General features: G+C 43.4%; 13 protein-coding genes. 6 read left to right on the forward strand and 7 right to left on the reverse strand.

The features are described from left to right. The first annotated feature begins 9 nt into the window (after positions 1 to 9). Together BacF7301_RS04560 and BacF7301_RS04565 are read left to right on the forward strand one after the other, a co-directional pair. Positions 10 to 924: an endonuclease/exonuclease/phosphatase family protein gene (locus BacF7301_RS04560; RefSeq protein WP_167960643.1), complete on the forward strand. Its 915-nt coding sequence runs from the start codon at positions 10 to 12 to the stop codon at positions 922 to 924. Between the two features lie 180 nt (positions 925 to 1,104). Continuing rightward, positions 1,105 to 2,433, forward strand: a complete 1,329-nt coding sequence (locus BacF7301_RS04565; protein WP_167960645.1) for an ATP-binding protein — start codon at positions 1,105 to 1,107, stop codon at positions 2,431 to 2,433. Positions 2,434 to 3,023: 590 nt separating this feature from the next. On the opposite strand, the gene BacF7301_RS04570 is transcribed toward BacF7301_RS04565, so the two are convergent. After that, positions 3,024 to 4,346 (reverse strand): ATP-binding protein, encoded by a 1,323-nt coding sequence (locus BacF7301_RS04570; protein ID WP_167960647.1) that lies wholly within the window; start codon positions 4,344 to 4,346, stop codon positions 3,024 to 3,026. 335 nt (positions 4,347 to 4,681) lie between these two features. Here BacF7301_RS04570 and BacF7301_RS04575 point away from each other — a divergent pair, with 335 nt between their 5' ends. Next, positions 4,682 to 5,449 carry a hypothetical protein gene (locus BacF7301_RS04575; RefSeq protein ID WP_167960649.1) on the forward strand — a complete coding sequence of 256 codons (768 nt, stop codon included), beginning with the start codon at positions 4,682 to 4,684 and terminating at the stop codon, positions 5,447 to 5,449. Positions 5,450 to 6,067: 618 nt separating this feature from the next. Continuing rightward, positions 6,068 to 6,805, forward strand: coding sequence for an acyltransferase (locus tag BacF7301_RS04580; protein WP_167960651.1), 738 nt, complete (start codon positions 6,068 to 6,070; stop codon positions 6,803 to 6,805). A gap of 198 nt (positions 6,806 to 7,003) precedes the next feature. Here BacF7301_RS04580 and BacF7301_RS04585 read toward each other — a convergent pair whose 3' ends face one another. The 6 genes from BacF7301_RS04585 to susR all read right to left on the reverse strand — a co-directional run bounded on the left by BacF7301_RS04585 (position 7,004) and on the right by susR (position 19,201). Beyond that, a complete protein-coding gene (locus BacF7301_RS04585) occupies positions 7,004 to 9,505 on the reverse strand; it encodes a glycoside hydrolase family 31 protein (RefSeq protein WP_369805636.1) in 2,502 nt (833 codons plus the stop codon). A 37-nt stretch (positions 9,506 to 9,542) separates the two neighbouring features. Continuing rightward, entirely contained in the window at positions 9,543 to 11,309 is a 1,767-nt protein-coding gene (locus tag BacF7301_RS04590) for an endo-dextranase (RefSeq protein WP_167960653.1), read from the reverse strand. A gap of 19 nt (positions 11,310 to 11,328) precedes the next feature. Then, a complete protein-coding gene (locus BacF7301_RS04595) occupies positions 11,329 to 12,789 on the reverse strand; it encodes a SusE domain-containing protein (protein WP_167960655.1) in 1,461 nt (486 codons plus the stop codon). A gap of 23 nt (positions 12,790 to 12,812) precedes the next feature. Next, positions 12,813 to 14,300: a RagB/SusD family nutrient uptake outer membrane protein gene (locus BacF7301_RS04600; protein WP_167960657.1), complete on the reverse strand. Its 1,488-nt coding sequence runs from the start codon at positions 14,298 to 14,300 to the stop codon at positions 12,813 to 12,815. 36 nt (positions 14,301 to 14,336) lie between these two features. Further along, positions 14,337 to 17,339 carry a SusC/RagA family TonB-linked outer membrane protein gene (locus BacF7301_RS04605; RefSeq protein WP_209319501.1) on the reverse strand — a complete coding sequence of 1,001 codons (3,003 nt, stop codon included), beginning with the start codon at positions 17,337 to 17,339 and terminating at the stop codon, positions 14,337 to 14,339. 212 nt (positions 17,340 to 17,551) lie between these two features. Then, complete coding sequence (gene susR / locus BacF7301_RS04610) at positions 17,552 to 19,201, reverse strand: SusR family glycan utilization regulator (RefSeq protein WP_167960659.1); 1,650 nt, start codon at positions 19,199 to 19,201, stop codon at positions 17,552 to 17,554. A 293-nt stretch (positions 19,202 to 19,494) separates the two neighbouring features. On the opposite strand from susR, the gene BacF7301_RS04615 reads away from it, so the two are divergent. After that, positions 19,495 to 20,628 carry an AAA family ATPase gene (locus tag BacF7301_RS04615; protein WP_167960661.1) on the forward strand — a complete coding sequence of 378 codons (1,134 nt, stop codon included), beginning with the start codon at positions 19,495 to 19,497 and terminating at the stop codon, positions 20,626 to 20,628. A gap of 201 nt (positions 20,629 to 20,829) precedes the next feature. Further along, the gene (locus BacF7301_RS04620) at positions 20,830 to 22,236 is read left to right on the forward strand and encodes an alpha/beta hydrolase family protein (RefSeq protein ID WP_167960663.1); all 1,407 of its coding nucleotides are present in this window, start codon (positions 20,830 to 20,832) and stop codon (positions 22,234 to 22,236) included. Positions 22,237 to 22,333: the final 97 nt, after the last annotated feature.

Raw genomic sequence — 22,333 nt, forward strand, 5'->3', positions numbered from 1 at the left:
TAAAAAACAATGAGAAAACTTTTTATTGTATTGGCGCTCTGCGGTGTGTCAATACTGAATGCACAGCAACTGAATGTCGCTTCTTATAATGTACGAAACAGTAACCCGAACGATGCCAAAGCCGGAAACGGCTGGGAACAGCGTTGCCCGGTACTCACCCAGTTAATCACCTTTCATGACTTCGATATATTCGGAGCACAGGAAGTGAAACATAACCAACTGGAAGATATGTTGAATGCCTTGCCGCAATACAGTTATATAGGCGTAGGACGGGATGACGGGAAAACGAAAGGGGAATATGCGCCTATCTTCTACCGGAAGGATAAATTCAAGCTACTCAAGTCCGGGAATTTTTGGTTATCGGAAGATACCTCGAAGCCGAATAAAGGATGGGATGCAGCCTATACCCGCATCTGTACATGGGGAGAATTCAAGGATATTACAGGCAAGTTCAGATTCTGGTTCTTTAACCTGCACATGGACCATATCGGAGTAGTGGCACGTCGCGAAAGTGCCAAGCTGGTTATCAGTAAGATTAAAGAGATGTGTGGCAAAAACCCCGTCATACTCACCGGAGATTTCAATGTAGACCAGACCAGCGAAAGCTACCAAGTACTTCATGAATCCGGAATATTATCAGACTCTTATGAGGTCGCGCAACTGAGATATGCAACTAATGGAACATGTGCGGGATGGAATCCGAACACATATACTCCCAACCGTATCGACCATATCTTCGTTACTAAAAACTTCGCTGTTGAGAAGTACGGAGTGCTGACAGATACTTACCGAATTAAAAACGAAGCTACCGGAAAGTATGAGGCACGCATCCCTTCAGACCATTTTCCCGTGAAGGCAGTATTGAGGTTTAATAAAAAGTTAGATGATAGAGAAATCGCTGAAAATCTTGTTTCTTCAAGATGAAAAAGCTATCTTTGTGCATCAGCCGTAATTATTACGATGGTAATAATTACGGCAGTAATAATTCGTTGGACAATAATTAGAAAGAATGTCCACAAGCTATCACCCTGCTTAAATTATCCTTTGGTGAAATTGAGGATATAAGAAAAGATATGTAAGAACTATTAAACAGAGAAGAAGGCAATGAAATTTTATAATAGAGAAAAAGAATTAGACGCACTGAATAAAGTAAGGGAGCTATCCTTCAATAACCACTCGATGTTTACTGTGTTGACTGGTAGACGCCGGATTGGAAAAACTCTTCTAATAAAGAAGAGTTGTGACGGCACTCCTACTGTCTATTTGTTCGTTTCCCGAAGCAACGAGGCAGCTTTGTGCCGAAGTTATGTTGATGAGATCAGGACTGCATTGAATGTTTTCGTACCGGAGGGAATAAATACTTTTTCAGATATTTTTCAGTACCTGATGGATACTGGTACGCGAATGAAATTCAACCTGGTAATAGATGAGTTTCAAGAATTCTTTTTTATCAATCCTGAAGTTTACAGTAAAATGCAAAACATCTGGGATGAATATCGCCTGAAATCAAATGTTAATCTAGTGGTGAGTGGTTCTGTATATACCTTGATAACAAAGATTTTCAAAGACGAGAAAGAACCTTTATTCGGTCGTGCAGATCGAATACTAAAACTGATGCCTTTTACCACATCGGTCTTGAAAGAGATTCTGGCTGACTATGCCGGAGAGTGCTCCAATGAGGAACTATTGGCACTCTACACGTTCACCGGTGGTGTTCCCAAATACGTTGAAATGATTATAGACAACGGAGACTATTCGATTCAAGGGATGGTTAATTTTATGATAAAGCAAGATTCTCCCTTCCTCACTGAAGGCAAAAATCTGCTAATTCAAGAATTAGGAAAACAGTATGGAAACTATTTTTCAATACTTACGTTTATAGCCAACGGTAATACAACCATTTCAGAAATGGAGAGTATGATGGGTAATATTAGTCTGTCAGGGCAACTGAAACGTTTGGAAGAAGATTATGAGATTATCAGAAAGAAGCGTCCTATTTTTGCCAAAGATGCCACAAAAAATGTCAGATATGAAATCTCAGACATATTCTTGCGGTTCTGGTTCCGTTATTTTATAAAGTATCAGAAACTAATCGAATTGCAGAATTATAAGGTTCTAAGTGAAATCATTATAAATGATTTCCCGACATATTCCGGTGAAACATTAGAAAAGTATTTCCGCCAGAAGATGATCGAAAGCCAGGAGTTTATTGATATTGGTTCATGGTGGGCCGGAAAGAATAATACAGATCAAAACGAGATCGACATTATTGGCATTTATTCTGATTCCAAACGTGCATTAGTGGCCGAAGTGAAACGGCAACGTAAGAACTTCAAACCGGAGTTACTTCAGCAAAAGATAGAATTCATTCGTACTAAAATCCTGTCTAAATATGAGATAGAAAGTCGCTGCTTTAGTATGGAAGATATGTAGTACTATTGGAAAAAGAACCTGGTATCCTAACAGGATTTCGATGTTCTATTTTTCATATTCCGCAGGGAAGTAACCAGTTAAAAAGTAACGAACCAGAAAATAAACTGCATAAATAAATGCATGAGCATGCAAAAAGATAGTCCAATATTGCATAAAATCAAACAGGATATGCATCTTTCTCTATTCGGAAACCGTTCATTTCTTTAAAACCAACGAAGTGTTCCTCGGTGTGCATCGACTTGTTCCTCACCGGGGAAGCTATCGTTTCCCGGTGAGGAAGATAAAAATGGGCTATTAAGAAGCTTTTTCTCTCTAGTTTATCATAATATATCGGAAAGAAAAAAACAATAAAATGATTTATTATTCGGATATTTACTCTCCGAATAACAAAAATAGTCGAGAAACGATTACAGTTTGATTAGTATATTCTCAAAAAAGCAGAAAGAAAGAATCACATAACAACAAATACATGACATTTTCCTGCTTCTCTTTACCAAGCTGCAATTCACGTCCTTCTCCGATGATTAAATATTCCTTTTTTAAGAATCATCGTTTTTTAAGAAGGATACTGATTTCTTCAAAAAGCTCTTTCAACTTTTATCCTTCAATAGTTCTTTTGTCTTATCCGCCAAAAACAGAGGAATATTAATCAAATTACCATCCTGTTTCAAATTTAGCATTGAGTACCGAATCCGACAAGCGGGCTGAAAAAGTTTCTCATACTGAATCAAACTTTTACCTGTTATACTTTGGTCTGCTTTCACTTCTATCGGATAAATATGATTGCCATATTGAAGTAGAAAATCCACCTCAGCCTTATTACCGGAAGTCCAATACCTGAAAGATGCCTGGAACTGCGCCGTAAGACTCTGCAATACATAATTTTCTGCCAAAGCTCCCTTATATTCCGTATATCCGGGGGTAGACAGAAGCAAAACACTTGCGTCCAACTCTGACAACAGTCTCAACAGTCCTACATCTAATGCGTAAAGTTTAAATGTACTCAAATCATCATACGCTTTCAATGGCAATTTGGGTGACTTACTCAATACAACCTTATTGATAAGTCCCGCCTGCTCCAACCACAGAATAGCATCTTCATACTCACGGGCACGGGCGCCCGGGCGTACTAACTGATAAACAAATTTACGATTTTCCTTTGCCAATTGTGAAGGCAGGGAATTCCATACATAATTGATGCGGGGAGCTAATGCCGGCGTAGTATGTTTTACAAAATCCAATGCATAATCATTCAAGATATCCCGAAGTGCCGAATCCACTTTCTCCATATCATTGAAGTCAATCATCAGAGTAGCAGGTTCGGGCATACCGCCACAGATGGAATAGGCAATAAATGACTCCCGCAACTTATCAAAAAATATCTGAGGAAGAGGAGCTATCTCCTTAATGGAACACATATACTCATACATGTTCGGGTCTTTTGTCTTCAGAAACTCCGTATAAGTAAGCGGATACATGGACAAATGATTTACCTTTCCCACCGGAAAGGAATTACCGATATGATTCAAATAAATACCTAACAAAGAGCCTGCACAAGCTACCGCATACTCGGGAGCTTCCTCACAAAAATATTTCAATGCATTCAGTGCCTCATTACACTCCTGAATCTCATCCAATATGAGTAAAGTCGTTTGAGGATTGATTTTCCTTCCATGCAAAAAAGACAACTGCTGAATGATTCGCCCAGGGTCTTTAGTCGTTTTAAAGATATCACAAAGTCCACTTTCATCCTTATCCAAACTAAAATAAGCAACATCCTCGAAATATTCTTTCCCAAAATATTTCAGAGCCCATGTTTTTCCCACTTGACGAGCCCCATGAATAACGAGCGGCTTCCTGTTCGCATCTATTTTCCATGCTGCCAATTGCTTAATAATATCTCTTTCAAACATAATGAATCACATTTTTGATATCAGAAACGTGAGAATCCACACATTTCTGATATGAATTTCGTGCGAATATACACATTATCAATATAAAAACAATGAGAAAACACCTAAAAACATAGGCAAACTAACCTCGAAAAACATTTCCATTGATGAACACTTGCTTTAAACTTCTACGAATCTAAATGTTTTCAATTGTAAATAAATGATTTATTATTAGCTTTGCAAGAATTAAATTCTGAATTATCGGGACTGTATGTAAGGGAACTCGCATATACAGTTCTTAATAGGTGAAGCAGTGGAAACGTTGCTGACTGATCTACATAATAAAGATGAAAGTTATGAGACGAACCATATTTCTGTTCTTGCTAGTTCTGTGCGGATGTTATCTGAAGGCACAAGATGAAATCCTGACTTTAAACAATTTAAAGCAGAAAAATATCGCACATCTGTTTGCCTCTGAAACAATTATTGCCGAAGACACAGATACTCTTACCCGCACTGAACCTTTAGGGTTTATCGGTGAGAATTACCAAAGGTTCTATATCCATTATCTCACAGTAGAAAAAGGTGAAACGAACCCATTATGCTACCGTGTTACAGGTAAAACACGAGTAAAAGATAATATTTGTGATTTCACAGGAGAGATTATCCTTGACAGTATCATCCATCATAATATTAATGAGAATGAATATCATGGTTCCGGTTTTTCTGACGCAGGAATTATCTACGGACATTATACATTCCGAGAGGATAAAACACAAAAAGGTACAGGTATATTTAACGGAAAAGTCTCTGTGAATTATTACCAGAAAAAAGGTAACCTATATTATGATGCCTATATGTTTATGGCCGATGGATATGATAACTGCCAATATGAGGGTGTATGGAAAAGCTATAAAACCAGTAAAGAGAAAATCTGCAACTGGGGAGATTATCGTATTCCCAATAGTGGTGATTTAGATGAAGGATGTGGCGAATTTATACCTCAAGGAAAGTATGCCGGATTTGGATGGATGAGTTATATTCTAAGCCAAGCAATACCTTATAACAGTGATTACGAAAAGAACCCGGTTTATATAGAAGAAAATCGTGAATGGTGGAAATAAAACTATCTAAAAACATAGGCAGAAACAATTTCGACGAGAATAATGCCATTCTCTTGATACTGAGACTTTTCTGCTCATTATTTTCTTCCACAATAGTTGGTTCTCAGGGTATTAATACTTGAGTTGCCAAGTATTAACAGTTGACCTGTCAGCTATTAACTGCTGAGAAGTCAGGTATTAATACTTGGCAACTGACAAATTAGGACTTAATAAATAGACTAGTAACAGATGAAAGAATAGGTTGAAAAAGCCAGCAGACGCAGTTGCGACAATCAGTTTGCCAACAGCCGCCTTGCTTAGTTAAAAAGCAATCATAACCTTCCCATCAATGCCTTTATCAGGTATCCGCACGCTACACATACCGTTTTCTTTATTCCAACTCCATAAGTACAGATTTCGTATCATTCTCTAAATATTCTTCGAATCGTTTTCCGACAGTAGTAATCTGATTATGGACGGGCGGTCATTGGTTAATGGTCATCTTTCCATCCGTAGAAGAAACAGTGGCTCCATCCGTGCAGAAAAATCTGCTTTTTTCGTATATTTGGAGACGTAAAATAAAAACTCGTATCAGTAAAGATACAAATGACGAATACAGACTCTAAAATTTAGAATGACATGAAACATTTTGATGGACAGAACAATGAACTTACAATCATTTTCCCGCATAATAAGATTGATTGTATTTCTTCTCAGAATGAAAAGTTCAATAAGATTATTAACCAAGCCAACATCACGGTCACCGGAAACAACAATCGTATTTCGATATATTCCGACTCCGAAGACAGTGCAGAAGAATTACTGCTTAGTGATGGATTTCTTCTGATTGTAAAAGGTGATAACAATGTCGTGAATATAGGAACAATCCTATTACGCTATTCTACCATACTAGGCATGACGGGTTTGAAACTTATCATCGGGCAGCTACCGGGCTTGGGGGCAGGTGTTTCGAGAGTAGCCAACAACTGCCGGGTAGATATCGGAAACCGCGTAGTAATCAATGGTGTTACACTATATTTGCAAGAAGATGACTCACACGTAAGTATCGGAGACGATAGTCAGTTAAGTTGGGGCATTGATATATGGTGTACAGATGCACATACGATAACGAATTTAGAGGGTGAGCCGATAAATTTTGCCAAGAGCATAGAAATCGGCAAACATGTATGGATAGGGAAAGACGCCAAAGTTGGCAAGAATACAAAAATATCCGACAACAGTATTGTGGGTTGGGGAAGTATCGTAACAAAAGAATTTAATGAAACGAATGTGATTATTGCAGGTACTCCGGCCAAAATAGTAAAAAGAGGGATTAATTGGGATCGCAGGTGTATCAATAAGTATTTAAAACCATAGGCAAAGCAACCAAAAAATGAGTACAACATTCGGAAAATTGTTCATGCGCAGATGAGTATATATATCCAGTCTGGTGGACCTATATATACAGCGTGATGGGCATATATACCCATCACGCTGAATATATATGCCCAATAAACAGGAAATATATCACTGATAAACAGTGAATCTACTTTCTATGATTCATGTCTGTTCTTACTATTTAAAGGTAATCATAATTTGTTTATTATCCCCCTTATCGGGTATTCTCACACTATATACACCGGTTTCTTTATCCCAACTCCATAGTACAGATTCCGTATCATTCTCCAAATCTTCTTCCAAACGTTCCGGTTTGACTTTCTTTATTTTCTTTCCTTTGACAGTTACCTCTTTCGGAGCTTTCGCAGAATAAATGCGAAACAGGAGATTTCTTGGTCCGGGGACGGTGTAGCCTTTTCCTTCGCGAGCGGAAACAGTAAGCTCATAGCCATTCGACAGGGTGCGGCATATAACGGGAGCTTTTGCAAACTCGTCATGTTGGTATCCCAGGTCTTCTCCTTCGTCCTCGTAGAGAGTAAAACTCGCCTGTGCACCTTCCTGTGCCGGAAAGACTTCAAAAGTAAGGGGATATACCAGTTTCTCATGGGTGTAGTTCATTACAGGCATGGTAGGTATAATAGAACCTTGCTTTACAAACATCGGGATACACGATAAGGGAGCATCGACGGTAGTCCATTGCTCACCGGTATAAACCGTCTGCTTGTTGTTATAGTCAATCCATGTACCTTCGGGCAGGTAGACGTTCTTTGTACGGGCACCTTTCTTTACGACGGGGGCTATTAATAATTCACGGCCGAATAAGAACTGGGCATCCGTGGAGAAGGTTTCCGTATCCGTCGGATATTCTAGGAAAAGAGGACGCATGACAGGCAATCCCGTATCGTAAGCTTCGCGGGCGTAGGTGTAGATATATGGTAGTAGACGATATTTCTGTTCGATGGCGGCTTTCGCGTTCTTTTCCGCTTCCGGTCCGAATAGCCAGGGTTCTACTGCGTTGTCCCCTTCGTGGTGAATACGGCTCAAGGGGTTGAAAGCACCGAATTGCACCCAACGGATATAAAGCTCTGCCATAGCGGGATAATCTTCGATGTCTCCGCAATAGCCTGTGATATCACAAGTAGAAAACGGGATTAGTCCCAAGCCGGCGGAAAGCATTACGGGAATCTGATTGGCTAGCTGTCCCCAGCCTTGCAATACATCGTCTCCGTTGCCACAATCACCTGTCCAGCCGAAGGTATAACGCTGCAAACCTGCATAGGCGGCACGCGTCATTTGGAAAACACGGCGGTTCGGGTTTCTCTTTTCAAATTGCTCTTTTACCACTTTGTCCCAAGTCAGGCCGTAGACGTTATGAATTTCATCGTGCATTCCCAGATGGTGCTGCATGACCAGACGTTCCGTTTGTTCTTCGTTGCTCCAGGCAGGTTCGCCCATATCCGTCCAAAAGCCGGAGATGCCGTCGTCGACAGGTTTCTGTTGATAAGTTCCCCACCAGTCGGCTACGGCAGGCAGGGTAAAGTCCACCACACCGCAGTTGCCACCCCAAGGCCAAGGCATATCGTAACTCTTGCCGTTCGTGCTGTCCTTTACGAAATAACCCAGGCGGTCTGCTTCTTCCCATTGCTTTTTATTAGCTTGGGAGATTACCGGGTCTTGGGATACGATTACTTTGAAACCCATCTCTTTCAGGTCAGAGAGCATCTTCTTCGGATTCTCATAGTTCCCCTTCCGCCATTCGAAGTCCTGCAAATGTTCCGTCCAGCCGATGTCCTGATAGATAATGTCACAGGGAATTCCCCGTTTACGGTAGCCTTCGGCTATTTCGCGGGTTAACTTCTCGCTTGTCAGCAAGCCACGGCATTGCGCAAAGCCTAAAGCCCATTTCGGCGGCATGATAGGTTTTCCTGTCAGACCGACGTATTGACTGATGATTTCTTTGTAGTCTTTACCGAAGATAAAGTAATAAATCATTTCGCCGTCCGGGGCTTCGAAGCTGTAATAATCACGGCTTTCCGTGCCGAATTTGAATTCCGTTTTATACGTATTATCCAGGAAGATGCCGTAGCGATAGCTGCTCATGAAGAAAGGAATGCTTTTGTAAAGCGGGTCTTCAGCTACGCTGTAACAAGGCTTGTCGCTATTCCACATCTTATATGATTCTCCACGACGGTTCATCTTGCCCGCTTTCTCACCAAGTCCGAAGAAATGCTCGTCACGGCGGAGAACCTTATATTCCACTTTCCTTGTTCCTTCACTCACGTGCCCCTTGTCGGCATAGTCACTAAACAGGAGCTTCTGATACTTGTCGAATATTTGAAGGCTCATGGGTGATTTATTCACCCGGATGCGCAGCTTCGGGGTGAATATTTCGTAGCAGGCTGCCTGCTCGTCCACATGAATCGCTCCAATCTCTTCCAGTTCCTCATTGATGACAGCAAAAGAAGCATTCTTCCTCTGAAATCGCCCATCGGGCGAGAAGTATATTTTCACTACAGAAGGACTGCAAAGTTGCAGTTGCAAGGCGGCACTGTCCGCCAGGTGAAAAGTCACCCGGCGTCCCTGCTGCGAGAAAGAAGTACATGTTTTCGCACCATCAGTAGCCCAAAGCACTGAAAGAGGGAGAAAACAGGCCATTATCCATACTATTATCCTGTTCATACCTATTATTCTGTTCAGATTCACAGTTTCCGCTTGTCTATTCATATTCCACTACCAGCATTGTCCAGTAACTCAATGACGGAAGCGTCACCTTTATTTCGTTTCCTTCCTGCGTAAAGTCCAGCTTTCGGGATACTCCGAAACTTGCATCCGGTGAAGCCACCCAAACGGATTTTGCCGTACCTTTTACTGCTATCTTTGTCTGAGCCGACTCAATCAGAGAAGGTACAGCCTGTGTTCCATTAGAGTCACACCAGTCGAGATGCACGGCATTGGTATAGTTCAGAAAATGAATCACGTCCCTGTTGTCGAATCGTTTTCCGACAGTCGCTATCTGATTGCGGACCGGCGGCCATTGATTAACAGTCATCTTTCCATCCGTAGAAGAAACAGTAGCGCCATAGAACTCTCCACCGTCACGAAGAAGATTCTCATATCCGGTGATAAAGTCGTAGTAAGTAACCATCGCCTTCTTCAGTTCCCCTTTCATCGACAGATTGCTGTTAGGGAAATATTCGGTTGTCAGCATATGTTCGCCCAATTCGAGATGCGCACCGCCCCATGCATGGATAGCGGCATTCGCCATTAATACACCGGGCGTATTAAAATAACCGCGCCCTTCGCCGCCGAGCTTATAATTCATATAAGCAGCCAACACGGTTTTCTTTCCGTTCGACCATTTATCATTGTCCGTGATAACCCCGGAAAGGATGCTGAAACCATTACTAGTAGGTTTGTCCCAAACTTCCGTATAGAGGAAGTCCACCGGAGAATTGGCAATCAGGTCTTTCTGCCCGTATTGCGATACGGCATTCATTACCAGAGACTTTTCCGGTTGCGCTTCTTTCATCGCTTTTATAAACGCGGGGAAAGTAGATGCAAGGTTGACGGCATTACCATCATAGTTGTACAAAGTTCCCCGGTCGCCCAACTGGTCAATCTGATAGCCGTCGAAATCAAAGACTTCATATACATCGTTGTTTTGCTGAACCATGTAGTCTCTCCATTCCTGCAAAGCAGGATTCGTCAGATAAATATTACTCTTGAAAGGAGAACCCAGCGGATGATAATCCTTATTCCCGTGGTTCTTATCCTTAAAGAGATACCAGTTTTCTTTCACGCCGTCGTCCGCCGCATCGTTCAATGCTCCGTAGGCAAGATTATAGAAAAGAGATTTCATACCCCGCTTATGCCCGGCATCAATATATCCCTGTACGGTAGAACGGTAACAATCACGGTTGATAATATCTTTCCATACTTCCATCGGAGAGGAAGCCGAACCCGCCAACGGCTTATGATGCTTGTAATGCCAGTCCTGATACTGCACATAGTTGATATGATGACGGTTCAGGTTATCCATTACCTTATCAATCTCCTTTTCGCTCATCTTGCCATATTCGGAAAGGAATCCGTTGCGCGGGAAACGTGCGGGGTCGGAAGACACATCAATGGCAATGCTGCTCAAAACAACTTCCTCGCCACTATCTACCGTATACAAATCGACCATATACCCTTTGAAATCATTGGCGGGTGGCGTCCAGCTCCATGATTTTCCGGTAAGGGGAGCTTCGGAAAGCACCTCGTTGAGATGCTTGTACCGGATGGTCACTTGCCCTTCGGGCAGATTATTCAGAGAGAGCTGTACCGATTCTCCCGGTTTGTAGGCAGCCTTATCGGTAGACAGCAGTACGGTAATATACCCGTCACCATACGTAATAGGATTGTTCGAAGGCTCATCGTCAATGCAGCTGCCCAACGAAAACGAAAGGGTCATTGCTAACGCTATATATGCTAATTTTTTCATAAATCGTTCGTTTTATAGTTTACTTCTTTGTGAAAAAGACTTTTTCCTCGTAGAGGTCGACCACAATCTTATAGTCTCCGGCTTCTTCTATCTTCCATTTATTATCTCCCCCGCCCACTATCTGAAAGTCCGTATCAGATGTAATGCTTGCTCCCGGCTTCATGGCTATGATAAATTTGCCACCGTAAGAACGGTCTATCTCTACCGGAAACTTAATCTCTCCCTGACTCAAAGAACCTTCATAGATAAACTGGTTCTTGTTATCCGGATTCTGTGTCATTTCAAGTTTTGCTGTCACAACATCCCAATTCCATCCATCATTAAATACATCGCCCATCATCCATACCTGTTCATAAGCCACGTATTGGGAAACGGACAGACGTTTGGTGCGCAGGTTCAGTTTCAACGTATATTTATTACCTGCCGTTACATTCCAGAAGTTAGTAGCTGCCGTACCATTCTTCACCCATTCGATGGCGGAAGAAGCCGGTAAAGATTCCGTTTCCGTTGCCGGCTGGCAGACGTCACAGTCTGTTCCGGTAGCAGAAGAGACAATTTGGAATTTACCCGGAACCAGTTTTCCGTTATAGACAAATGAGAACGGGTCGTCAGCATCCTGTGCCATTGCCACCGGGGTATTGCCAGCCGAAGAACCGGCTATCCACAGTTCAGTATACGGCACTTCCCCATCCAGGTTCTTAATGGTAATATCCAGTGTTTCAATACTTAACTCCACACGATAAGTTCCTACCTTTTCGATAACAAACTTCGTATCCGGGTTATCTTCATCGTAATGGTCGCGATATACAAGTTTATTCTCCTGTGTCTCGTCCCTGTTGTAAGCAGGCGTCCAGTCAAGCAGATTCGTCAGAAGTTTGAATTCACCCTTCTGCAACAGACCTTCCCATACAAAACCACCTTTCACATCCGTCACCGGATTCATCGGAGTAGCCCTTTCCAGCGTCCAGCCATTAGGAGTGGCGTCACCTATCATCCACAGATTCAGTATTCTGAATTTATAAGGAGTCAGCTTGAAGGTTACTATTTCCGAGACTTGCGTCGGGACAGACTCTGCGGCGACTACAGCCGTCACGCGGGCTTCAAACATAGCTTCTTCCTCTACGGGAAGACTCCAGGTACTCAATAATAAATCATTCAGTTCTTTATGCGTGTATGAAACGACCCGTGAATCGGTCTTTCCAATCTCCTTCTTGACACCGCCCGCAAAATCATTGCCTTGTATATCCATCTCAAATCGGTAAGAGATAGCCGCTCCCGTTCCCTCATTAGAGCCCGGAGTCCAGGTCAGTTGGAGTGCTTCTTTATCATCGAGACGCTGGTCGAGAACCAGTTGCCGGGTAGAAGCCGACAACTTCAAGGGTTCGCTTCCTTTATTCATTTCCATATCGTCTTCCGCACACGAAGTCCATGCGAAACAGCCTGCTGCCAACATGAGCAGACTCATTATCTTAGTTTTCATGATTTGTTTCATCTTTTAGGTTCTTAATTATATCCCGGATTCTGTTTCAGGTTTCCATTCGCTTCTATCTCTTTCAGCGGTATAGGCATCAGCAGATGCTTTTCCGTCGCATTGGTTTTTCCGATAGAATGAAAGAAATTCAGGGCATAGTTATCTTTCAGACGGACGAGGTCAAACCAGCGGTCGCCTTCGAAAGCCAGTTCCATACGGCGTTCGTGGATAATCTTTTCGCGCATCTGCACTTGTGTCAGCCCTTCGATGTCCGCACGGTTAGTCAGTCCCGCACGCTTTCTAACTTCGTACAGAGGAGCTTCCGCATCGGTCGTCAGAGCTTGCTCGTTCAAGGCTTCCGCTTTCATCAGCAGTACATCGGCATAGCGGAGCACCACAAAGTTGGCAGGGCTTGTATTGAAATCCATAGAGACGGATTTCGTCACGAGGAATTTACGCAGGTTGTATCCCGTAGTGGAATAAGATGACTGGTACTGCTTTCCGTCAAAGTCGGGACATCCCAGGTAAAGAATAGTCTTATCTTTCCGGTTATCCCCCTCTTCGTACTGGCTGACAAACTCTGCTGTCGGCTGATTCCAACCGTAACCGCCTGCCACCATATCCGAATTGCGCGGCCCTGTGAATGCGCTCAACCAGGAAGCCTGATTCTCATTGTCCCAAAAATCATAGCTGGTCTTGCCATAATACTGTACTTCAAACAATGATTCCGGGCCGTTCTTCTTATTCGGATTGAAATTGTCGCTGTAATCTTCATTCAGATGATAACCCAACTTTTGAATATCCTCACAAAGACGTACAATCTCCGCATATTCTTTTCCCTGAGTCAGATACACTTTTGCCAACAGTCCCATGGCTGCACCTTTAGAAGCACGACCCAAGTCGGAAGCGGAATAAGAAGACTTGTCGGGAAGCAGGTTGATGGCTTCTTTCAAGTCATCCTCTATCAGTTTATAGATTTCTTCTTTAGACGCACGGAAAGGTTTCAGGTCATCGTCCGAAGTCTGTGGTTCTGTCAATAAAGGCACTCCGCCGAAAAGCCGCACCAGGATAAAATAATAATGGGCACGCAGGAATTTGGCTTCGCCCAGGCAACGGTTCTTCAGACTTTGGTCGATGTTCATGCCCGGCACGTTCTTGATAACAAAGTTGCAACGGAGAATACCCGGAGAAGGGCCACGCCATACGTCCAGCACACCGGCATTGTCGGTAGTGGTAATGAAGTTAGCCAGGTCGGTAGTCTCAATACCGTCCGTACCGCCGCCCGCGCCAACGATGCTGTTTCCGGCTACGATATCCAGCGTCCACATACGCATATTATACAGTTTCGGCCATTGAAGCGGCTGATAAGCGCCGTTCACGGCTGCTATCGCATCTTCTTCCGCCTGAAAGCTCTTGGAAGTGTCGATGGAATCCCACGGTTCTCTATCCAGGAAGCCGTTACAGCTACTCAATGTCAAGCTCAACAGGAAGCAAGGGAGTATATATCTGAACTTTTTCATATTTGTCAATCAATTAAAGGTTCTATATAAAAGTAGTTAGAAAGAAACAGATGCGCCGAATGTGATATTACGGGCTACGGGATAGACGTTGTTGTCATTTCCCGAACCGGAAATCTCCGGGTCGAGTCCCGTATAGCGGGTCAGGGTCAGCAAGTTCTGTCCCGAAACGAAGAAGCGTACAGAGGACATTGCTGCTTTCTTGCTCCATGCGGCGGGAAGAGTATATCCGAGCGTTACGTTCTTCAGACGCAGGTATTTGCCATCCTCAATAAAGCGGTTGGAGACACGTCCGTTCTTGTTCGGGTCACCGAATACGGCACGCGGCATACTGTTGCTTGTCCCTTCGCCGCGCCAGCGGTCGAGAACGGTCGTCATTTGGTTCTGTGCCACGGACATGGCTTCCAGAGAAGCGCGGTTGGCATTATAGATTTTATTTCCGGCTGCTCCTTGCAGGAATATTTCGAGGTCGAAGCCTTTCCAGGCAAATGAGTTGTTCATTGAGAAAATCCACGTCGGGGTGGGATTGCCGAGATACGTACGGTCTTTGTCGTTGATAACTCCGTCGTTATTCAGGTCTTTGAACTTAATATCTCCGGCAGAAGTACGGTTGTAAGGGTCGTTCCCCTGTGTCTGAATGGCGTAACGGTCTACTTCTTCCTGTGTCTGGAAGATACCGTTCGTCACGTAACCGTAGAAAGAGCTGACCGGACGACCGACTGCATGGATATTATTATCGAAATACATCGGGACATCCCCGTTCAGGCGGATAATCTCGTTCTTGTTATAAGAAGCATTGAGAGACGTATTCCATGAGAACTCTCCTTCCAGATTGCGGGAACTGACGGATACTTCAAAACCTTTGTTGCGCATCTTGCCCGCATTAATCTTGGGGACATTGATGTCCGAATATCCGGTGGAGATAGGCACTACCATGTTGACAAGCATATCATTCGTGTTCTTGATGTATGCATCGAGACTCAAATTGATGCGGCTGTCGATTAATGACAAGTCTGCACCGACGTTGTATTGTTCCACTTCTTCCCAACGGACATTCGGGTTCGGCATTACCGAGGGGGCAATCGCATTCACCTGTGTGCCGTTGAAGTTGTACTGGATGGTTTGGATAGTAGAAGCATATGCATAGTTGCCCACACTTGCCTGATTACCTGTCAAGCCATATCCTGCACGGATTTTTACGTCGCTCAGCCAAAAGCTCTTTTTAAAGAACGGTTCTTCGGAAAGTCTCCAGGCAAGAGATACGGAAGGGAAGTTTGACCAACGGTTCTGCTTGCTGAAACGGGAAGAACCGTCGCGACGAATCGTAGCTGTCAGCAGGTATTTGTTGTCATATGTATAGTTGACACGTCCCAGATAAGAGAGCAATGCCCAGTCGCTGCCGTTGCCGTTCACTGTCGGTTCGAGCGTACCGTTATCCAATTGCTGTGCGGTGGGGCTGATAAAGCCCATGATAGAGCCGCTCATGTATTCGTAGGTATTAGTCTGTGCGGAAGAGCCGACCATCACTGTGAGTTGATGCTTTTCTGCAAAAGTCTTGTTGAAAGTCAGGGTGTTATCCCACAGGATGGTAAGACTCTTGTTATATTTGCGGGAAGCATAGGATTCCGGTTGTGAAATCGGTTGCCAGTCATATTTGGGCGACCAGCCTTTATCGTCCCAGAAGAGTGCCTGCACACCGACGATAGTCTTGAATGTCAGCCATTCCCACGGTTTCACTTCGGCGTAGATATTACCCAGTACATTGAAGCCTTTGGTAGTGGTGGAGTTAGTCATCATCTTTCCGATAGGGTTGGCAATATCTCCTACGTACATCGGAAGTCCCACCGGGCCGGCCCATGAACCGTCGTCATTCTTGATGGCCTGTGTAGGTAGTGCCAGCATGGTATTCTTGATATTGTATTCTCCCTTTTGCTTGATGTCATGGTTCAGGGACAGTTTGTTTCCCATCTTCAGCCAGTTGTTCATTTGGGTATCCATATTGAATTGTACGGTGTAACGCTCATATTGGGTAGTGCGCACGATACCTTCCTGGTTGAAATAAGCGGCAGATACATAATAAGTCGTTTTATCATTTCCACCGGAATAGTTCAGTGAATAGTTTTGGGTGGCAGCCGTCTGAAAAAGTTCGTCCGTCCAGTTCGTTCCCCTGCCTAGCGAGGTGGGGTCTTCAAACAGCGGATTCTGCGGCTGACCGTTGGCAGTCATCATTTCATTATGAAGGGAAGCGAATTGAGTGGCATCCAGCAAATCCAGTGTGCGGATAGCTTTCTCAATACCGTAAGAGGCTTTGAAATTAAAGCGTGCGGCATCCGATTTTCCTTTCTTTGTGGTGATGATAATAACTCCGTAAGCTCCGCGTGAGCCGTAAATAGCGGTGGCGGAAGCATCTTTCAATACGTCTACCGTCTCCACGTCGTCCATATTAATCATGTTCAGGGGAACGTCCGTCGGCACTCCGTCAATGACAAGCAACGGGTCACTGTTATTAATAGAACCGATACCACGTATTTTCATCGACACATTATCGCCCGGCGCACCGCTCGAAATCACCTGAAGTCCGGTGGCACGTCCCTGCAAGGCTGCTCCGAGACTGGGGGACGGTTGTTTCATCAGGTCTTTGGAAGAAACGGAAGAGATGGCGCCCGTCAGGTCGCTTTTCTTCATCGTACCGTAACCGATTACTACGACTTCGTCAAGAACTTCGGTATCTTCCTTCAGCGTGATGGTCAGAGACGTTTTTCCGTTTATCGGAACCGTCTGAGTGGCATATCCGATAAAAGAAACGGTCAGCGTAGCCTTAGGGGATACTTTCAAGGAGAAGTTTCCGTCCATATCGGTAATCGTACCGTTCGTGGACTTATCTTCCACCACACTCGCACCGATAACCGGTTCGCCCGTGGCATCTACGACATGTCCTTTTACTGAAATCTGTTGTGCGAATGCACCAAGAGATAGGAACAAGCCCCACATTATCAGTAAGAGGCGGCGTTCAAAGCCTTTCGGCTTCATGCTCTGTTTCATGTACATTAATTTAAAGTTATTATTAGGGTTACTTTTGCTTTTATCCGCTGCGTCATTTCCTGAATGACCGTGAAACAAAAGTATCCACATTTAATACTGCTTCTTTGAGCAGATAGCAAAAATATAGTGGTTTATACAGTTCCAAACAGTATAAACCACTAAGAATAAGAACGTTATAAAACAGTAGTCAGACTAAAAAAGTAGTGGTTTTCTTACTCTTCCACCTTCCCTATTTTCATTACTTTAGTTTCAAATTCATCTCTTTCTCCCAAAGCCTTGTTGCGGACACGTGTCCGGTAATTATAGATAGTGGTCACGGAGTAGCGAAGGAATTGCGCTATTTTAGTGCTGTCCGTGATTCCCAACCGGATAAGGGCAAAGATGCGGAGTTCGGTGTTCAGCAGTTCTCCCGGTTTGGGTTGCATCGGTTCGGTAAGCAGGGCATTGAATTCGTCTACGAAGTTGGGAAAGAGTTGCAGGAAAGTCATGTCGAAGTTGGCATAGAACTCTTTCAGTTCTTCGTCGAGGAATTGGGATGATTTTATGGCTTTATAAAGCTCTTCCACTCTGCCGGCGGCGGCAATCTTATTCAGGGAGCGGCGGTATAAGTCCATCTTATCCAGATAGGCGGAACATTGGTCCATGTAACGGCCGATATATTCTTCCTTGATATAGTTTGCTTCCGAGAGCGTATGGTTCATTTCTTTCAATTGCGAGTTAGAGTCATGCAGTTCTTCGTTCAGTTCTTGCAGGAGCGTGTTGGTGTCAATGACTTCGCGGCGGGCGGCGGCTACTTTCTTCATCTGCTTGTACACAAAGAAGATGGCTACCAGCAAAAATACGGAAAGCAGGCTGATACAAATCAGAGAAGTCTTCATTTCCCGTTGCTGGCGTTCAGTTTTTAACTGGTAGGCTTTGTCGATAATGGGAAAGACTTGCGAGATTTCCAGGGTACGAAGGCGGGCGTTGCAGAGAGTGGCATCTTCCAGGGAACATTTCAGATAATTGTAAGCCCGGTCGATATCTCCGTCTTCGTAGACGAGCGATGCGAGCTTCCTCAAAGAAACATATTCTTTTACTGCCGATTTCAGGTCGGCAATGGCCGAAAGAGCCAGGTAATGCTTTTGTCCTTTCTTATCGCCTTTCAAACGGTAGGCTTCTGAAAGCGTATAGGTTATCATGGCTTGTGCATGAGCGTCCAAAGAAGGTTTATTGTAGAAGTCCGCCAACATATTTATTGCCTGGTCATATTGTGCATGAACCGTGCATTTATCCGCCATAACCAATACATGGCCTAAAGAATCGGATACATTGGTTTGTAGAAGAGAGTCACGGTATAAGTCCGTCATGCGGTAATACTCTTTTTTGGCTTTTGCCGTGACGGCATAATCGCCCATCAACCCATAAATAGTGCGGTATAAATGATAATAATAGGAATACAGATAATCGGGTAAGGTTTTCTTGTCAATCTCTCCCAATAGTTCAAGCGCTTCTTTATACATTCCGGTGGTTCCCATCACTTCTGCCATATTCATGGCAGAATCATCCAGGTAATCCTGTTTATCCAGACGGTGTGCCAAGTCCTGTTTCCGCTGGGCGTAGACAAAAGACGAGTCCAGGTTATAAGCCCGGTATTCATCGAAAAGACGTCCGCAGAATCCATACCGCTGTTCGTCGGAAGTGGACTCAACCAACAATTTCTTTAAGTCGGCAATACGCACCTCTTTCTCCGCTCCATAAGTCTGGCGGTTCTTGATAATGCCGTCAATCTCACGGAGTAGCGCATCGGTACTCTTATTGTCTTTTGCAGAAAGCAGGACGGGAAGAAGAATTGTCACAAGAATCAAAATAACTTTTTTCATAGGGCGTATGTATTAGATTGCAAAGATAAAAGTCTTTCAGAAACTTTCTGCTTTCAAACGAAAGATTGTAGTTGTATAAATTATATAATCTTGTCCAAACCTAAAATAAAAATCCCATAATCGGGTCAATACATATGACCCGATTATGACCCGATTATGACGGGTAGTTTTCGAAAATAATAAGCTAATAAACAGATGCAGAAGAGTGATGGGAAAGAAAAAACAGGAGCCGAAACCACATTATTATAAACATAATTATTATATTTGCAATAATTGCATTTATAATAATCAGTATGGCAGTCATTAATAATCCTTTTATCGTAGGCGGATACATATCTCCCCATTACTTTTGTGACCGTGAAGTGGAAACAGAACAGTTGATACGCAACATAACCAATGGAAGAAATGTCGTTATCATCTCTGTGCGCCGCATGGGAAAGACAGGGCTGATTCGTCACTGCTTTTATCAGGATGAGATAAAAGAGCATTATTATACTTTCTTTATTGACATCTACGCGACAGCCAGTCTCAGGGAATTTGTATTCGCATTGGGAAAAGAGATTTTCGAGAAGCTCAAGCCCAAAGGAATGAAGTTCATTGAACGTTTTTTCTCGGTCATTTCCTCACTACGTGCAGGTTTTAAATTGGATTCCGTTACAGGAGAGCCTACTTTCGACATTGGATTAGGAGACATCCATGCAGCGGAAACAACGTTGGATGAAATCTTCGCTTACCTGGAACAAGCCGATAAACCCTGTATCGTAGCCATCGACGAATTTCAGCAAATAGGCAATTATGCGGAAAAGAATGTAGAAGCCATATTGAGAACTAAAGTCCAACATTGCCAAAATTCACATTTCATCTTTGCCGGAAGTCAGAAACATATTATGATGAATATGTTCAACAGTCCGGCTCGCCCTTTCTACCAAAGCGTCAATATGATGCAACTAAAAAGTATCCCACTTACAGAATACAAAGCATTTGTTGAAAGGCTTTTCCTTGAAAACGAAAAGCGCATTGAAGAAGAACTGATAGACGAAGTATATAATTTCTTTGAAGGACATACCTGGTATATACAACTCATGTTTAATGAATTATACATACTGACCGGGAAAGGGGAATTATGTGACCGTTCCCTACAAACCATCGCCCTGACCAATATCCTTCAGATGCAGGACTTCACTTACCAGGAGATTTTCTCCCGCCTTCCGGAGAAACAGAAAGAGGTACTCATCGCTATAGGAAAAGAACAAAAAGCGATAGGAGTAACTTCAGGAAAGTTTATAAAAAAGTATAAGCTAAGTACTCCCAGTTCCGTACAATCTGCGCTCAAGGGGCTACTGGAAAAGAATTTAGTCTCCCAGGAACAGAATCAATATGAAATATCCGACAAACTATTGGGAGTGTGGTTACAAAAAAACTATTAGGTGCACTGTCCGCTATCAGGTTATAACTCATATAAATTATGGTACTGATATACATATCTAAAACAAGATTTCATCGCATCTAAATAAGATATTGCCCGACTTCAAGAAAATAGAGTAATGTCTTATTTTTTATAATGAGAAAAACCGTTATCTTTGTACATATCATACAGCTATCATTACAACCATCTAATTTTTTCTCTTATGAAAATATTGAAAGCTATCTATATTGTTATTGCCATTACCGGGTTACTGACCGGACTGTTCTTCTCATCTTCCATATCTGCCCAGGATATTTCGGGCACCTGGCACGGAAAACTAACTGTCCCCACCGGCTCGCTGACTATCGTATTCCACATCAATCAAACGGAACAAGGAGCTTATGTGGCAACACTCGACAGCCCCGACCAGGGAGCCAACGGCATAAAGACGCAATCCACTTCTTTCAAGGACTCCATAGTGACGATTCAGATACCTTCTATCCATGCTTCCTACAAAGGTAAATTGAGCAGTAATCATACAATAACCGGAACATTCACACAGGGAATGCCTATCCCGTTGAACCTGGAAAAGGGAGAAGCAGGCCGCCCCAAACGTCCGCAGGAGCCTCAACCGCCTTTCCCTTACAAGAGTGAAGAAGTCACGGTAAGAAATGAGCAGGACGGAATCAACCTTGCGGGGACATTAACCCTTCCCGAAAAAGGAAATAAATTTCCGGCAGTAGTGATGGTGACAGGAAGCGGTGCGCAGAACCGGGATGAGGAGATTATGGGACACAAGCCTTTCCTCGTCATCGCCGATTATCTGACGAGGAACGGAATCGCCGTATTGCGCTGTGACGACCGTGGCACAGCCGCTTCACAAGGCAACCATGCAACAGCTACCAACAAGGATTTCGCAACGGATACGGAAGCCGCTATCAATTACCTGCGCAGCAGAAAAGAAATAAATGCAAAAAAGATTGGTATTATCGGGCATAGCGCAGGCGGAATCATAGCATTCATCGTGGCTGCCAAAGACCCGTCGATTGCATTTGTTGTTTCATTGGCAGGAGCCGGTGTAAGAGGTGACAGCCTGATGCTGAAACAAGTAGAGATGATTTCTAAGTCCCAGGGAATGCCGGATGCGCTTTGGCAAGGAACAAAACCGTCGATACGAAACAGGTATGCCATACTGCAACAAACGGATAAGACAACAGACGAACTTCAAAAAGAACTGTATGCGGACGTTACCAAAACCATGTCACCCGAGCAACTGAAAGACCTGAATACCATACAGCAGATTTCCGCCCAGATAAGTTCTATGACCTCACCCTGGTATCTCCACTTTATGAGGTATGACCCGGCTAAAGCCATGAAAAAAGTAAAATGTCCGGTACTTGCCCTAAACGGAGAAAAGGATATTCAAGTGGATGCGGCTATGAACCTTACGGCTATTCAGCAAAGAATCAGCGAAAACGGGAATAAGAATGTAACGGTAAAAGCCTATCCGAACTTAAACCATCTGTTTCAGACCTGCGAAAAAGGTACATTGGCTGAATATGGACAACTGGAAGAGACTATCAGTCCGGAAGTATTGAAAGATATTACCGATTGGATAAAAAAACAATAAGCCCATCAAATGTGTATTACCTTCCATTTAGACTGATATTATACAAATTGATTTAAATCAAAAATTATCCGTGCGAACTCACTCTGACTGATTTTGT

Origin of the sequence: Bacteroides faecium (assembly GCF_012113595.1) — a bacterium.
In the GTDB taxonomy this organism is placed as follows: domain Bacteria; phylum Bacteroidota; class Bacteroidia; order Bacteroidales; family Bacteroidaceae; genus Bacteroides; species Bacteroides faecium.

Coding starts and splice junctions, on each gene's coding strand:
- BacF7301_RS04560 (WP_167960643.1), top strand. CDS start 10: ATGAGAAAACTTTTTATTGTATTGGCGCTCTGCGGTGTGTCAATACTG.
- BacF7301_RS04565 (WP_167960645.1), top strand. CDS start 1,105: ATGAAATTTTATAATAGAGAAAAAGAATTAGACGCACTGAATAAAGTA.
- BacF7301_RS04570 (WP_167960647.1), bottom strand. CDS start 4,346: ATGTTTGAAAGAGATATTATTAAGCAATTGGCAGCATGGAAAATAGAT.
- BacF7301_RS04575 (WP_167960649.1), top strand. CDS start 4,682: ATGAGACGAACCATATTTCTGTTCTTGCTAGTTCTGTGCGGATGTTAT.
- BacF7301_RS04580 (WP_167960651.1), top strand. CDS start 6,068: ATGAAACATTTTGATGGACAGAACAATGAACTTACAATCATTTTCCCG.
- BacF7301_RS04585 (WP_369805636.1), bottom strand. CDS start 9,505: ATGAACAGGATAATAGTATGGATAATGGCCTGTTTTCTCCCTCTTTCA.
- BacF7301_RS04590 (WP_167960653.1), bottom strand. CDS start 11,309: ATGAAAAAATTAGCATATATAGCGTTAGCAATGACCCTTTCGTTTTCG.
- BacF7301_RS04595 (WP_167960655.1), bottom strand. CDS start 12,789: ATGAAAACTAAGATAATGAGTCTGCTCATGTTGGCAGCAGGCTGTTTC.
- BacF7301_RS04600 (WP_167960657.1), bottom strand. CDS start 14,300: ATGAAAAAGTTCAGATATATACTCCCTTGCTTCCTGTTGAGCTTGACA.
- BacF7301_RS04605 (WP_209319501.1), bottom strand. CDS start 17,339: ATGAAACAGAGCATGAAGCCGAAAGGCTTTGAACGCCGCCTCTTACTG.
- susR (WP_167960659.1), bottom strand. CDS start 19,201: ATGAAAAAAGTTATTTTGATTCTTGTGACAATTCTTCTTCCCGTCCTG.
- BacF7301_RS04615 (WP_167960661.1), top strand. CDS start 19,495: ATGGCAGTCATTAATAATCCTTTTATCGTAGGCGGATACATATCTCCC.
- BacF7301_RS04620 (WP_167960663.1), top strand. CDS start 20,830: ATGAAAATATTGAAAGCTATCTATATTGTTATTGCCATTACCGGGTTA.